This window comes from Vibrio porteresiae DSM 19223, from assembly GCF_024347055.1.
Classification (GTDB): Bacteria; Pseudomonadota; Gammaproteobacteria; order Enterobacterales; family Vibrionaceae; genus Vibrio; species Vibrio porteresiae.
The window spans coordinates 2,912,211-2,927,161 of record NZ_AP024895.1 but is presented as its reverse complement, the minus strand read 5'-3'; the positions used below and the strand labels follow the sequence as shown (position 1 = coordinate 2,927,161).

The window sequence follows — 14,951 nt, the reverse complement described above, 5'->3', positions numbered from 1 at the left end:
AGCCGTTTTATTGGTATTAATTGAGATGTGATTTTAGGTAAAAATTAATTCTAGAGAGAGAATATTTACCTATAACTACATAAGAACGAAGATTTGTAGAGGTTATTATGGTACCTGTTGTTGCTCTTGTTGGGCGTCCTAACGTTGGTAAATCAACGCTATTTAATCGACTCACTCGCACACGGGATGCATTAGTCGCTGACTTTCCTGGTCTTACTCGTGACCGCAAATATGGCCGTGCTCAACTTGGTGAGCATGAGTTCATTGTGATCGATACCGGCGGTATCGATGGCAGCGAAGAGGGCGTTGAAACTAAGATGGCTGAACAGTCGCTTGCTGCGATTGAAGAAGCTGACGTTGTGCTCTTCCTTGTCGATGGTCGTGCTGGTTTGACCGTTTCAGATGAAGCGATCGCCAATCATTTACGTAAAATTGAAAAGCCTTCTTTCTTGGTAGTAAACAAGGTTGATGGTATTGATGCAGAAGCCGCAAGTGCTGAGTTCTGGCAACTGGGCATGGATAAAATGTTCCAAATCGCTGCAGCTCATGGCCGTGGTGTCAACGCATTGATTGACCGTGCTTTGAACCCGCTTGCAGAAGCGATGGCTGAAGAAGATGCGTTGTTAGAAGATCTGACTCAGTTTGAAGATTCTGATGAAGAGAAACTTGAGTACTCTGAAGAAGAAGCAGAGGAAGAGTTTAAACGCCTTCAAGATCAGCCAATTAAGCTCGCGATCATTGGTCGTCCAAACGTAGGTAAATCAACGCTGACTAACCGTATTTTGGGTGAAGAACGTGTTGTTGTTTACGATATGCCAGGAACTACACGCGACTCTATCTATATCCCAATGGAGCGTGATGGTCGTGAATATGTATTGATCGATACTGCTGGTGTACGTCGTCGTAAACGTATCAACGAAACGGTAGAGAAGTTCTCCGTCGTAAAAACGTTGAAAGCGATTGAAGATGCGAACGTGATTCTGCTAGTGGTTGATGCTCGTGAGAACCTATCTGATCAAGATTTGAGTCTACTTGGTTTTGCTCTCAATGCCGGTCGTTCAATCGTTATTGCTGTGAATAAGTGGGATGGTCTTTCTACTGATGTGAAAGAGCGCGTGAAGAAAGAGCTCGACCGCCGTCTTGGTTTCGTCGATTTTGCTCGTATTCACTTTATCTCGGCATTGCATGGTACGGGTGTTGGTCACTTGTTTGAATCTGTTCAAGAAGCGTATAAGTCAGCAACGACACGTGTTGGTACTTCTGTTCTAACCCGTGTTATGAAGATGGCTACTGATGATCACCAGCCGCCATTGGTTCGTGGTCGTCGCGTGAAGTTGAAATACGCGCACGCAGGTGGTTATAACCCACCAATTATCGTGATCCACGGTAACTTGGTCAATGAGTTGCCAGATGCTTACAAACGTTATCTGATGAACTACTACCGTCGTTCGTTGGAAATCATGGGTACACCGATTCGTATCCAGTTCCAAAGCAGTGAAAACCCATTTGAGAACAAGGGTGACAAACTGACGTTATCGCAAGAGCGTAAACGTAAGCGTTTGATGAGTGCTGTAAAATCTCGCAGAAAGTAATCATAAAAAAGCCCAAGTCTCTTGGGCTTTTTGCTATTCTGGGCTTTTCTTAGAGGAGCCCTTATGTCATCTCAAACCTTCATCCCGCTTGTCCCTACTCAGGTTACCTTCCCATATTCTAGCGAGTCGCTAGAAACCGCGATCATGTCGATACAGGAAGGAGAGAGTTACACAGATATTGTTACACTTAGCACCAATTTCCATCCGGTGAGTCATCTATGGCCTGATCATCCAGCCGATCAAGGTTCACTGCAGATCGCTGATGATGTATTTACGGTGATTGATTGCCTTACTGGGGCGATTGACCTTGAGTCAGGCAAACTTGAAGTGGATAAGTCGATTTCCGTAAAACGTGATACAGCAGGTTGGGCTTTTGTTGTGGTACACCGTATAGCGGGCTCACACCATGGTCTTCAACTCGGGCAAGCGGTTCGCTTGGTGGTTGATGTGGTGCATCAACACGCGCTTAGCTTGGCCCACAGCGCAGAACACCTCACAAGCCTAGCTTTGAACCAAGTGTTAGCCAATGAAACCTACTGGCGTAAAGATGCTGAGATGAAAGATTCCCTCAATCACTGGGATTTTCATCGTTATGCTCAGTCATCGAGTCAAATCTTGCCTTTGCAAGCTGTCGTTGGTTACCGCTTGGGCAAAACCTTACGTAAACGCGGATTTAATACCGATGTTTTCGTTACTGACTTAGATGCAATTGAAAAAGCAGTTAACCAGCAGCTTTTAGCGTGGGTCGATTTGGGAAATCCGATTGATTTGATCTGCGATGGCACAACTTTAACGGAATCTCGTTACTGGCAATGCCGTTTGGATGATGATTGTGTGGCGACGATCCCATGTGGTGGAACTCATGCAAGATCTCTGAGCGATTTCGCGTCAATCTGCATTATAATTAAACAGATAGATAACCAGAACATTGAAATACACACCAATGTAAAAGCTCGATCGGAATAAATGATCCTTTTATTAAATTCTTAAAATGCTCCTTTATAAGTAATTGTACGATATTTTATATCGCTATAAATTGAAATACAGAACATGTAACTTATGCTTTCGGGATGTGGTTATATAAAAGTTCTTTTCTATGCAGATCGCTGATCAAAGTGAATAAAGCGTAAGATCAGCCAAAGATCCTGTTCAAGATCCAATGGTTTTGTGTAATTTACCATCAAATTTTTGCATTAAAATGTGATATAGATCGTTTTTGTCGTGCTACGGATCTCGTTAAATAGCGTTGTCTGTAATTTACTAGGGAAGATCAATGAGTAATTTGTGCCCAGAATGTCAGGAAGAACTGAGTTGGGATGGAGAATATCTCTGTAAACAGTGCCAGAAGCATTATAAAAAACTGGCTTATTGTCCTGATTGCGATGCGCAGATGGAAAAGCTGCAGGCGTGTGGTGCAGTGAGTTATTTCTGCCCTCAGTGTAATGAGCTGAAGTCTAAATCGCGGGTGAGAATTGAATTTGTCGTAGGTTGAGGAGGGGGACTCCCTCCTCTGCATAATTCTTTTACAATGAAACTATTCAGTATTACCAGCTTCAGCATAAGCGCTGGCAGGCTGATTAATTAACGGTGGAATGAATTTCACCATCGGCAACTCGGGTTACCAAGGTATCGCCAGTGCTGACCTCTGTCGCACTACGCACCACTTTCCCTTGAGCATTGCGAGTAATTGAGTACCCGCGCGACAGAGTAGACAGTGGACTTACGGTATCGAGTTTTTCCGCCAACATGCCAAACTGATAGCGCTTTTTAAGCAAACTGCGTTGCATTGCCTCAAAGAGTTTCTGCTCAACGAGCGCAAGCTGGTGGCGTTGTTGGGTAAGACGTTTGACTGGTGATTCCAGTTGTAAGCGATACTCTTGCTGTGCCAAATGCTGGCGAGTTTGCTGACAGCGTTTCAATATCGCTTGTTTCAAGCGCATTTCCCGTTCATCCAAACGCTGCTGTTGACGCTCCAAACGATACATCGGATGCTGTTTATCTAGCCGATAATTCAGTTGAGTTAACTGGGTCTTTTGTTGCGATAAGTAATAGCGCCAGCTATTGACCAGTTTTTGCTGAGCATTCAAAAACGCCTGCATTTTGTGGCTATTATCGCGACTCACTAACTCGGCTGCTGCTGAGGGTGTTGGCGCTCTCACATCGGCGACGAAATCGGCGATAGTGACATCCACTTCATGACCTACAGCACTGATGATTGGTATTTGGCTCGCTGCAATAGTACGCGCGACGATTTCAGTGTTAAAACACCATAAATCTTCTAATGAACCGCCGCCACGACCGACAATCAAAACATCACATTCATTACGACTATTAGCGCAACCAATTGCTTGAGCAATCTGAATGGCTGCTTCATCCCCTTGAACCATAGTTGGATAGATGATGATTGGCAGGCTCGGGTCGCGACGCTTAAGTACATTGAGAATGTCATGTAACGCAGCACCGGTTTTAGAGGTGATGATACCAACGCGTTTAGGGTGTTCAGGTAAAGGACGTTTTAGCGTTTGGGCAAATAAGCCTTCTGCGGCCAATTGCATTTTGAGCTTCTCGAACTCTTGCTGTAAACGACCATCGCCTTCTGGCTGCATGCTTTCGATAATGATTTGATAATCGCCACGCGGCTCATAAAGAGATAAACGTGCTTTCACTAACACCTGCTGACCATTTTGCGGACGAAATGGCACTAAGCGATTACTGCCTTTAAACATGGCAGCTTTAACTTGAGCACGAGAGTCTTTGAGGGTGAGGTACCAATGACCAGAAACAGGCGCAGAGAAATTGGAAATTTCGCCAAGTAACCAGACAATTCCCATTTCATTTTCAAGCAGTAAGCGAACTTCGGCGTTTAAACGTGAAACAGTGTAGATGTTCTGATTAGCGAGAGAAGACAAAGCTGAATCCCAAGACGTTAGTATGGAAAGTAGCGGCAATATAATACATAGCAAGGGGGTAATTGCAAATAAAAAATAAAGAAATGTGTGGTCAAGCGATTGCTCAGGGCGTATAATCCGTTCGCAATATCAAATATGAATCCCTTTATTATGCGAAACGATAAAGTGGTTTCTTACCTTTTAACACCTTTGTTGTGAGATATTGCACATGCTACGAATTGCAAAAGAAGCTCTTACCTTTGACGACGTTTTACTCGTCCCAGCACACTCAACTGTTCTTCCTAACACAGCCGATCTTCGCACTCGTCTGACTAAAAACATCACGCTGAACATTCCTATGATCTCAGCATCCATGGACACAGTTACAGAGGCTCGCCTTGCCATTGCTCTCGCGCAAGAAGGTGGTATCGGCTTCATTCACAAAAACATGTCTATTGAACAACAAGCTGAAGAAGTTCGCCAAGTGAAAATCTTCGAAGCTGGTGTTGTGACTAATCCTGTAACCGTTCGTCCAGAAGCTACCATTGCTGATGTAATGGAACTGACAAAAAAACACGGTTTTGCTGGTTTCCCAGTGGTAAGCGAAAACAATGAATTGGTTGGTATTATTACTGGCCGTGACGTTCGTTTCGTTACAGACCTAAATAAATCTGTTTCTGCAGTAATGACGCCAAAAGATCGCCTAGCAACAGTGACTGAAGGCGCTTCTCGTGAAGTGGTTCAAGAGCGTATGCACCGTGCACGCGTTGAGAAAGTATTGGTTGTGAACGAAGAGTTCCAACTAAAAGGTATGATCACTGCGAAAGACTTCCACAAAGCAGAACGTAAACCAAACGCATGTAAAGACCAACACGGTCGTCTACGCGTTGGTGCTGCTGTTGGCGCTGCTCCTGGTAACGAAGAACGTGTTAAAGCACTTGTTGAAGCAGGTGTTGACGTTCTACTTATCGACTCTTCACACGGTCACTCTGAAGGCGTTCTACAACGTATTCGTGAAACTCGTGCTGCATTCCCAGACCTAGATATCATCGGTGGTAACGTTGCAACTGCTGAAGGTGCTCGTGCACTTATCGAAGCAGGCGTTAGCGCAGTTAAAGTAGGTATCGGCCCTGGCTCAATCTGTACTACTCGTATCGTAACTGGTGTTGGTGTTCCTCAAGTAACCGCTATTGCTGATGCAGCAGCAGTTGCTGATGAATATGGTATTCCAGTAATTGGCGACGGTGGTATCCGTTTCTCTGGCGACATTTCTAAAGCTATCGCAGCTGGCGCATCATGTGTCATGGTAGGTTCAATGTTCGCTGGTACTGAAGAAGCCCCTGGCGAAATCATTCTTTACCAAGGCCGTTCATACAAGTCTTACCGTGGTATGGGCTCTCTAGGTGCAATGTCTAAAGGTTCATCAGATCGTTACTTCCAATCTGATAACGCAGCAGACAAACTTGTACCAGAAGGTATTGAAGGTCGTACTCCTTATAAAGGTCGTTTGAAAGAGATCGTTCACCAACAAATGGGTGGTCTACGTTCTTGTATGGGTCTAACTGGTTCTGCAGATATCGAAACGCTACGTACTAAAGCACAGTTTGTTCGTATCTCTGGTGCTGGTATCAAAGAATCACACGTTCACGACGTACAAATCACCAAAGAAGCTCCAAACTACCGCGCATAATTATCCTGCGCTGGTAAACGTTTGCTTTTTTGCTTGAAGACTCAATAGGAGGCGGGTAGACTCGCCTCCGTTTCTAACTTAGCTGGTAAGACTGCTCAATATGACGAAGAACATTCATGACCAACGAATTCTAATTCTGGACTTCGGTTCACAATACACTCAACTTGTTGCACGCCGCGTGCGCGAAATTGGTGTTTACTGTGAGCTATGGAGCTGGGATGTAGAAGAAGCCGACATCCGCGAATTTAATCCGGACGGTATCATTCTTTCTGGTGGTCCAGAAAGTGTTACGGAAGAAAACTCACCTCGTGCACCTCAATACGTATTTGATTCTGGTGTACCTGTTCTGGGTGTTTGCTACGGAATGCAAACAATGGCTGAACAGTTGGGCGGCAAAGTTGCGGGTTCTGATGAACGCGAATTTGGCTACGCTCAAGTGAAAGTCACTGCAGAATCTGCACTGTTTGCTGGTCTACAAGATGCACTAGCAGAAGATGGCAGCCCTCTTCTTGATGTTTGGATGAGCCACGGTGATAAAGTGGTCGAAATCCCTTCAGACTTCGTAACTATCGGTTCTACTGATACTTGCCCATACGCAGCGATGGCAAACGAAGAGAAGAAATACTACGGCGTACAGTTCCACCCAGAAGTAACTCACTCAAAGCAAGGCATGAAAATGCTAGAAAACTTTGTGATGGGCGCGTGTGGTTGTGAGCGTCTATGGACTTCTGAATCTATCATCAACGACGCAGTTGCTCGCATTAAAGAGCAAGTGGGTGATGATGAAGTGATTCTTGGTCTATCTGGTGGTGTTGACTCTTCAGTTGTAGCTATGCTGGTTCACCGTGCAATCGGCGCCAAACTTACTTGTGTATTCGTAGATAACGGACTACTTCGTTTGAACGAAGGTCAACAAGTAATGGACATGTTTGGTGATAAGTTCGGTCTGAATATCATCAAAGTCGATGCAGAAGATCGCTTCCTTGATGCGTTAGCTGGCATCGACGAACCAGAAGCGAAACGTAAAACCATCGGTCGTGTTTTCGTTGAAGTATTCGATGAAGAGTCACGCAAACTTAAAAATGCGAAATGGCTTGCTCAAGGTACTATCTACCCTGACGTTATCGAATCAGCAGCATCTAAAACTGGTAAAGCACATGTTATCAAGTCTCACCATAACGTTGGCGGTCTGCCAGACGATATGAAGATGGGTCTTGTTGAGCCACTACGTGAACTGTTTAAAGACGAAGTACGTAAGATTGGCCTTGAGCTTGGTTTACCATATAACATGCTTTACCGTCACCCATTCCCAGGCCCTGGTCTAGGTGTGCGTGTTCTTGGTGAAGTGAAGAAAGAGTACTGTGACTTGCTACGTCGCGCTGATGCTATCTTCATTGAAGAGCTTCACGCAGCCGATCTTTACAACAAAGTATCGCAAGCATTCACTGTGTTCCTGCCAGTGCGCTCTGTAGGCGTAATGGGCGACGGTCGTAAATACGACTGGGTTGTGTCACTACGTGCAGTTGAAACTATCGACTTTATGACTGCTCACTGGGCGCACCTACCATATGACTTCCTAGGTAAGGTTTCTAACCGTATCATCAATGAAGTGAATGGTATCTCGCGCGTGGTTTACGATATTTCAGGTAAGCCGCCAGCAACAATTGAGTGGGAATAAGCCAAGCTCTCTGTAGCTAACTTAGTCCTTATATCAGAAATGCCAGTCAGTTATGCTGATTGGCATTTTTCGTTTTTTCTCCCTGATATTCTCCTGATAGCATCCACAAATCTCTGCAGGTGCCTACTCAAGTAAGCAAAATGTCTACGTTATGCGATAGCAAAGAGTAAACATAAATCTCTTATTGTGTTACCGTGAAAACCCTATTTAATTTGATGGAGATCAATAATGGATGGTAATTGGGCTAACTTGTTTCCGTATTTAGCCGGAGCCTTTAAGCTCATCGTTTTAGGTATCGGAGCCTTTTTAGCGATTAAATGGCATTTTGATGAAGATCGGAGGGTGAGAGAAGCAAAAGGTGAAATATTGGATAAACCCACCTTCAAGAAGAAGTTGGCAATGATGATCGCTTTCCCAGTCCTAATGACCCTTCTTATTGTTGTCGTGGTTTATCTTACTAACAAGATACTTTACTGACCGCGTGGCCGGTCAAGACCGAATGACCGAACCGTTCTGGCTGCCCAGCTTAAACAATTTATCTATTCTTTTTCTCTTGCTTGATTGATGTCGCCTCAAATGCGAGTGAATTGGCGAGAACTGAGGCCGTTGGAACAATGAACCTGAGCTAAGTCTCAGGTTTTTTAATGAGGTTAATTGGGTATTTTTTGTGAAAAAAGGTGTGTCTTATAGCTGAGGTTTGAATAAAAAACACACAATGACAGGGTTTTATTAATAAGATCAATAAGTGAATCTAACATTCCATTTTTGCTATCTATCTTTTATACAAACGTTCTTTAAAATCCGCGCTTTATTTATTTCCAATTCTATTACTTAGGGTAGTTTGAATGTCGACAAAATTAGCCAACCCAGCACCATTAGGCCTAATGGGCTTTGGGATGACCACTGTTCTACTGAACATCCATAACGCTGGATTTTTTGCACTAGACTCAATGATTCTTGCTATGGGTATCTTCTATGGTGGTTTGGGTCAAGTAATCGTAGGTATCATGTGCTACAAACGTGGTGACACTTTTGGTACTACAGCATTTACTTCTTACGGCCTATTTTGGTTGACCCTAGTTGGTCTAATCGTTATGCCACGCATGGGTCTAGCTGCTAGCCCAGCATCATTCATGGGTTGGTACTTAGCATTGTGGGGTCTATTCACAGGCTTCATGTTTATCGGTACTTTCTGTTACCCAGTAGCAAAACGCGTTGTATTTGGTTCACTAACCATTCTATTCGCATTGCTAGCTGCGCATAACTTTACTGGTAGCGAAACACTAGGTCACATCGCAGGCTACGAAGGTATCTTCTGTGGTCTAAGCGCAATCTACTTTGCTATGGCAATCGTACTTAACAACGAATTCGGTCGTGAAGTATTGCCAGTAGGCGCGAAAAAAGTCGCTCTAACAGAAGCTGCTGCACACTAATCTTTAGTTAGATGAAATATTGGAAGCCAGCATTTTGCTGGCTTTTTTCATTTCTGCGGTTCATTCATCAACACCTGTTTTAGCTAATCTTAAAAAAGCATTAAAAAGAGGTGTGAAAATTGTGTTAAAAGCGTTAGGTTAGCTGTCTTGACCGAGAAGTTTCGTGCACGCTAATGCACCAAATCAACCGTTTGATTTGTACTTTTAATTTTAAACACAACACACAATCGCGTGCAGGAAGCACTCATGAATAATAACCTCAAAGGAACAATGAGGCCTTCCTGCCCTGTGCGATGTACAGGAATGTATCATGCTACGTACCATCACCAATCTGTTCCCTTTGTGGGCAGTTATCTTTTCTCTTTTGGCGTTCTTTCAACCCTCGTTATTCACTGGGCTCAGTTCCTCTATCGTTCCTTTGTTAACTGTCATCATGTTGGCAATGGGATTAACACTAAGGCCGCAAGACTTTTTAAATGTGGTTAAAAACAAAAAAGCGATTGGCGTTGGGCTAGTGCTGCAATTTTCTGTGATGCCTTTGACCGCTCTGTTAGTTAGTTATGTTCTGCAATTTGATCCCGTGTTAACGATAGGTATGGTTTTGGTTGGGAGCGTTGCAGGCGGCACCTCTTCTAATGTCATGTGTTACCTTGCTAAAGGGGATGTGGCTTTATCAATTACTATGACTGCGATTTCAACGCTTCTTGGTGTGGTGATCACACCGCTGCTGGTGGAAGTATTAGCGGGTAAAAACGTTGATGTTCCAGTGATGAGCATGCTGATCAGCTTAGTTAAGATCGTGCTAGTTCCTGTGGCGCTTGGTGTATTGGTCAACGCTTTTCTGCATTCGTTTACTGAGAAGCTTGAGCCAGTACTGCCTTTGATTTCTATGGCGGCCATTGTGTCGATCATTGCTATTGTCGTTGCTTTAAACGCTCACCAATTGACTCAAATCGGTCCAATCGTTGCTCTCGCGGTAGTCATGCATAACTCGATTGGTTTGACATTGGGTTATTGGATCTGTCGTCTGGTTGGTTTTGAGGATAAAACCTGCCGTACAGTGGCTTTTGAGGTGGGTTTGCAAAACTCAGGTTTAGCTACTGCGTTGGCGATGAAGTTCTTTACGCCAGCCGCTGCTGTCGCTGGCACACTTTTCTCGGTATGGCATAACCTTTCTGGTTCGCTACTCGCGGGTTATTGGGCGAAACGTCCATTAGAGGCTGAATCTCATCTCGATGCCCAACAAGTTAAAGTGAACTAGTTTCTCTCTGAAAAATAAAAGGTTAGCCAATTGGCTAACCTTTTTACTTTAGAGTGCTTTCTTTTATCACTGTGAGTTACGTTAAAGAGTTAATAACGTTTAGCTCTCTCTAAGCTTTTACCGGTTTGCTTGTCGCTGAATCCGTTGTTTCTGCAGCAGTACAAGATTGACCTGTTTTTCGCTCGTAACGCTCTTCCCAGTAAGTGGCATTCTTAATACCAAGTTTGACTGGGTTAAATAGGTATTCAGTCACGCCTTGCGCTTGTTGCTCTTCATAATCACGCAGCACTTTCATGGTTGGTTTTGCCATGAAATAGATAATCAAGATACCCACAATATTGAGCCACGCCATCAAACCTACGCCAATGTCACCCATCGCCCAAGCTAGGTTAGCGGCTTTGATGGTGCCGTAGAATACGGACGCCATAATCACCAGTTTAAGCAGGAAAGCGAGTCCTTCAGTTTTCAAACTACGGCGAATGTAGGCAATATTGGTTTCTGCAATGTAGTAGTAAGCCAGAATAGTGGTAAAGGCGAAGAAGAATAGGGCAAAAGCCACGAAGGTTTTACCTACGCCAGGTAGAGCACTTTCAATGGCCAATTGAGTAAATACCGGGCCGTTAGCGCTGATATCAGCGGCTACGTTTTGCACAAGGAAAGCGCCGTCTGCACCAGTAACGTTGTAAGCTCCAGTAATGAGGATCATAAATGCGGTGGCAGAACAAACCAGTAGGGTATCGATGTAGATAGAGAATGATTGCACTAGGCCTTGTTGCGCAGGGTGCTCAACACTTGCTGCTGCCGCTGCGTGTGGTCCAGTCCCTTGTCCAGCTTCGTTCGAGTAAACCCCACGTTTAACCCCCCAACCAATCGCTGCACCAATGCCTGCCATCGGGCTAAAGGCATCGCCAAGAATCAAAGCGAAAACGTGTGGTACTTGACCAATGTTCAATAGAATGATGACAAAGGCAGTAATCACGTAAGCCAGCGCCATAAATGGCACGACGATTTGAGTAAAGCTTGCGATGCGTTTTACACCACCAAAAATGATGAAACCCAATAGGATAGAGATAACGGTGCCAGTTAGGATTTTAGCAAAGCTAAACGTACCAACTGCGGTTTCTATCATGCCACCGGTACCGAAAGCCGATTCCACTGCGTTACCGATACTGTTCGATTGCACGCCAGGTAACAATACGCCACAGGCGAAAATCGTCGCGATGGCAAAAATCCATGCGTACCATTTTTGTCCCATTGCTTTCTCGATGTAGTAAGCAGGACCGCCACGAAACTCACCGTTGTCTTCTTCTTTGTAGATTTGAGCAAGAGTAGATTCTGCATAGGCGGTTGCCGCGCCAAAGAAGGCCACGACCCACATCCAGAATACAGCGCCTGGGCCACCAAAACCGATTGCAGCTGCAACACCTGCGATGTTACCTGTACCAACACGACCTGATAGCGATACGGCTAACGCTTGGAAAGAGGAGATCCCACGCGTTGAGCTTTTGCCTGAGAACAGCAAACGCCACATTTCGAAAAAGTGTCGCACTTGCACAAAGCGCGTCAAAATTGAATAGAAAAGGCCGGCACCGAGGCAAAGATAGATCAATACCGGGCTCCAGATAATGCCATTTAAAAAGTCCACAAATGACTGCATACGTAATATCCCTGTTATGTGAGAACCTGGCACAAAAACCACCTTCATTAAGGCAATGAAAACGATTCTGCTGAGGTTCTATTTATCTGATTATTGTGTTTTGCGTGCCACATCATAAGGGATGTGTGAAGTGAATGTTAATGTTTTTATCTATATATTGTGCTTTGTATTTAATTCGTAACAATCTATTGTGTACGTAGTATGGTGTGATTATTTTTGAGGGTGTGGCGAGAAAATCATCAGTGATACACACTGTATTTTTCTTGTTATCTAGAGAATTTCTCTGAAATTGATGCGAGATTTTTATGGGGTGGAATGCTAATTATGCGAACTGGAGTAGTTTTCTGTATAAAAAATCACCATGTCATTTAGCATATTCTAATGCGTATAACATGGCGACGGAGGATGTACCATTTTAAATGGCGGACATGATTATGCCGCGTGGTGGTAGCGAGCGACGCTCAATCCTTGAGTATTAATTGGCGCCTCACCATGAGTGATAATATCGGCCAGAATGTGTCCTGAACCACACGCCATAGTCCAACCTAATGTGCCATGCCCAGTATTGGTATAAAGGTTGGCATAAGGAGTTGCACCAATAATTGGCGTCCCGTCAGGTGTCATTGGTCTAAATCCAGTCCAAAATTCGGCTTTAGCAAAATCCCCACCTTGAGGGAAAAGATCACGTACGACCATTTCGATGGTGTCTTTGCGTGCTTGAGGTAATGCAGGATCAAATCCTGCCAGCTCTGCTGTTCCAGCTACGCGAATGCGTTTATCAAAACGGGTTAACGCCACTTTATAGGTTTCGTCCATTACGGTGGACTGTGGTGATAAGCTCTCGTCCAAAATAGGCACGGTCAGCGAGTAACCTTTCACTGGATAAACAGGAATGTCGATACCTAGTGGTTTGAGTAGGGCTGTGGAATAGCTACCTAAAGCCACCACGTAACGGTCTGCCTTGAGAATACCTTGATCGGTCTCAACGCCAACGACTTGGCGATTATCAGTGACTAACCGTTTGATATTGGTATTGAACTGGAAACGAACGCCATGTGCTTTAGCTAGTTCAGTCATTTGTTGGCAGAAGAGATAGCAGTCTCCCGTTGCATCATCAGGTAGATACAACCCACCGACAAGTTTGTCTTGCACCGGAGCAAGGCCGGGTTCTTGAGCGATACAGCCAGCCACATCTTTCAATTCAAAGCGCACGCCACTTTCTGCAAGAAGGCGCATGTCTTTTTCAATAGCAACTAACTGTTTTTCGTCACGAAAGACTTGCAGTGTGCCTTTTTCACGACCTTCGTATTGCACGTCATGATGTTTATTAAGATCGAGCAAACATTCACGGCTGTGATTTGCTATCGCGAGCATACGGGCTTTATTGACGTTGTAGTGAGAGAGTTTGCAGTTGACCAGCATTTTGGTCATCCAGCTCAATAATTCCGGATCAAGTGATGGCTTTATTTTTAGGGGGGCGTGTTTTTCAAACAGCCATTTAACGGCTTTATGAGGAATCCCTGGAGCTGCCCAAGGTGATGAATAGCCATAAGAAATTTGCCCAGCATTGGCAAATGAGGTTTCTTCCGCACTGCGTGGCTGACGGTCGATGACGATAACATCGTGACCTGCTTGCGATAAATACCACGCTGAGGTCAAACCGACCACACCACTACCTAAAACGATAACTTCCATGAAGACAACTCCTTTATTTATTTGTCAGTAGTTTCTTCTCTTTACCTATTGTTAACAATCGATATAAATTAATATCAGCGTTTAGTTTTTCTATAAGCAGGAAGCACAGTGAAACAGACACCCATCGCAGCACTTTATACCTTTGCTCAAGTGGCTCAGCATCCCAGTTTAAGCAGCGCAGCGAAAGCCATGCACTTAACTACTGGAGCAATTAGCCAGCAATTGATTCAATTGGAACAACAACTTGGATTTAGTCTTTTTGAACGCCACTCGCGAGGCGTGACGCTAACTGACCAAGGAGAAATACTATTAAGCGTGCTGCAGCGCAGCTTTCAAGAGATTGATGTGACGTTGCAAAGCCTTGCTCAGCGAGCGACGAGAAAAGAGATTCGTTTAAAACTCACGCCTTCGTTTGCTTATAAATGGTTGGTGCCGCGCTTAGAGGATTTTTATCGTCAGCACCCCGATATTCAGGTACAAACTTTTGCCGAAGGTGCCTTAGTGGACAGTGAGCGGCGTGATTTTGATCTCGCGATCGACTATGGTCCGATTCCTTACTCGCGCACTCAAGCTGAGTTACTGCTTGAAGAGGCTCTGCTTCCGGTGATGAGTCCTGCTTATTTGGCCCAGCATGCTTGGATTGCAGAGGAGGGAATCCATGAAGAGCAATGGAAAGAGGTCGTGTTGCTGCACGATGCCATGCCTTGGGCAAAAGCGCCGCGTGATTATGAATGGCTTTTTTGGGCAACCGAAATGCATGTGCCATTAGCTTCTCATAAAGGGCACTTTTTCAATCGTACCGACATGGCTATGTCAGCAGCCGAGGCTGGTGTTGGGATTGCTCTAGCTAGAACGGCATTATTGACGCAAGAGTTGCAGTTAGGCCGTTTAGTCGCACCTTTTCCCGCAATACCTGCGCGGGCGGGATATTATCTCATTACATTAAATACCAACGAGTACACTGATATTTTCGCCCAATGGTTACGAAAACAAATCAATCAGTTAGATAAGCAAGTGCAAAAGTATTTGGACCGATAAATCATAATTGGATGAAATG

General features: G+C 44.6%; 12 protein-coding genes. 9 read left to right on the top strand and 3 right to left on the bottom strand.

Features of this window, described 5'->3' with window-relative positions:
- Window positions 1-107 precede the first annotated feature (107 nt).
- From der to OCV11_RS13315, 3 genes are all read left to right on the top strand, one after another.
- Window positions 108-1,592 carry a ribosome biogenesis GTPase Der gene (gene der / locus OCV11_RS13325; protein ID WP_261893421.1) on the top strand — a complete coding sequence of 495 codons (1,485 nt, stop codon included), beginning with the start codon at window positions 108-110 and terminating at the stop codon, window positions 1,590-1,592.
- Between the two features lie 63 nt (window positions 1,593-1,655).
- Complete coding sequence (locus tag OCV11_RS13320) at window positions 1,656-2,558, top strand: alanyl-tRNA editing protein (protein WP_261893420.1); 903 nt, start codon at window positions 1,656-1,658, stop codon at window positions 2,556-2,558.
- Window positions 2,559-2,865: 307 nt separating this feature from the next.
- A complete protein-coding gene (locus tag OCV11_RS13315; RefSeq protein WP_261893419.1) occupies window positions 2,866-3,084 on the top strand; it encodes a zinc ribbon domain-containing protein in 219 nt (72 codons plus the stop codon).
- 85 nt (window positions 3,085-3,169) lie between these two features.
- Here the strand turns inward: OCV11_RS13315 and xseA are convergent, their stop codons facing one another.
- Window positions 3,170-4,501 (bottom strand): exodeoxyribonuclease VII large subunit, encoded by a 1,332-nt coding sequence (xseA, locus tag OCV11_RS13310; protein ID WP_373332793.1) that lies wholly within the window; start codon window positions 4,499-4,501, stop codon window positions 3,170-3,172.
- A 208-nt stretch (window positions 4,502-4,709) separates the two neighbouring features.
- Here xseA and guaB point away from each other — a divergent pair, with 208 nt between their 5' ends.
- From guaB to OCV11_RS13285, 5 genes are all read left to right on the top strand, one after another.
- Window positions 4,710-6,170, top strand: a complete 1,461-nt coding sequence (guaB, locus tag OCV11_RS13305) for an IMP dehydrogenase (protein WP_261893416.1) — start codon at window positions 4,710-4,712, stop codon at window positions 6,168-6,170.
- 100 nt (window positions 6,171-6,270) lie between these two features.
- Window positions 6,271-7,848 (top strand): glutamine-hydrolyzing GMP synthase, encoded by a 1,578-nt coding sequence (gene guaA, locus OCV11_RS13300; RefSeq protein WP_261893414.1) that lies wholly within the window; start codon window positions 6,271-6,273, stop codon window positions 7,846-7,848.
- Window positions 7,849-8,076: 228 nt separating this feature from the next.
- Window positions 8,077-8,325, top strand: a complete 249-nt coding sequence (locus tag OCV11_RS13295; protein WP_261893412.1) for a hypothetical protein — start codon at window positions 8,077-8,079, stop codon at window positions 8,323-8,325.
- Between the two features lie 368 nt (window positions 8,326-8,693).
- Window positions 8,694-9,281 carry an acetate uptake transporter gene (locus tag OCV11_RS13290; RefSeq protein WP_068714703.1) on the top strand — a complete coding sequence of 196 codons (588 nt, stop codon included), beginning with the start codon at window positions 8,694-8,696 and terminating at the stop codon, window positions 9,279-9,281.
- A gap of 310 nt (window positions 9,282-9,591) precedes the next feature.
- Window positions 9,592-10,542, top strand: coding sequence for a bile acid:sodium symporter family protein (locus OCV11_RS13285; protein ID WP_261893409.1), 951 nt, complete (start codon window positions 9,592-9,594; stop codon window positions 10,540-10,542).
- A 109-nt stretch (window positions 10,543-10,651) separates the two neighbouring features.
- Here OCV11_RS13285 and OCV11_RS13280 read toward each other — a convergent pair whose 3' ends face one another.
- Together OCV11_RS13280 and OCV11_RS13275 are read right to left on the bottom strand one after the other, a co-directional pair.
- Window positions 10,652-12,199: an alanine/glycine:cation symporter family protein gene (locus OCV11_RS13280; RefSeq protein WP_261893407.1), complete on the bottom strand. Its 1,548-nt coding sequence runs from the start codon at window positions 12,197-12,199 to the stop codon at window positions 10,652-10,654.
- A gap of 432 nt (window positions 12,200-12,631) precedes the next feature.
- Window positions 12,632-13,894, bottom strand: a complete 1,263-nt coding sequence (locus OCV11_RS13275; RefSeq protein ID WP_261893405.1) for a D-amino acid dehydrogenase — start codon at window positions 13,892-13,894, stop codon at window positions 12,632-12,634.
- 108 nt (window positions 13,895-14,002) lie between these two features.
- On the opposite strand from OCV11_RS13275, the gene OCV11_RS13270 reads away from it, so the two are divergent.
- A complete protein-coding gene (locus tag OCV11_RS13270; RefSeq protein ID WP_261893404.1) occupies window positions 14,003-14,932 on the top strand; it encodes a LysR substrate-binding domain-containing protein in 930 nt (309 codons plus the stop codon).
- Window positions 14,933-14,951 lie beyond the last annotated feature (19 nt).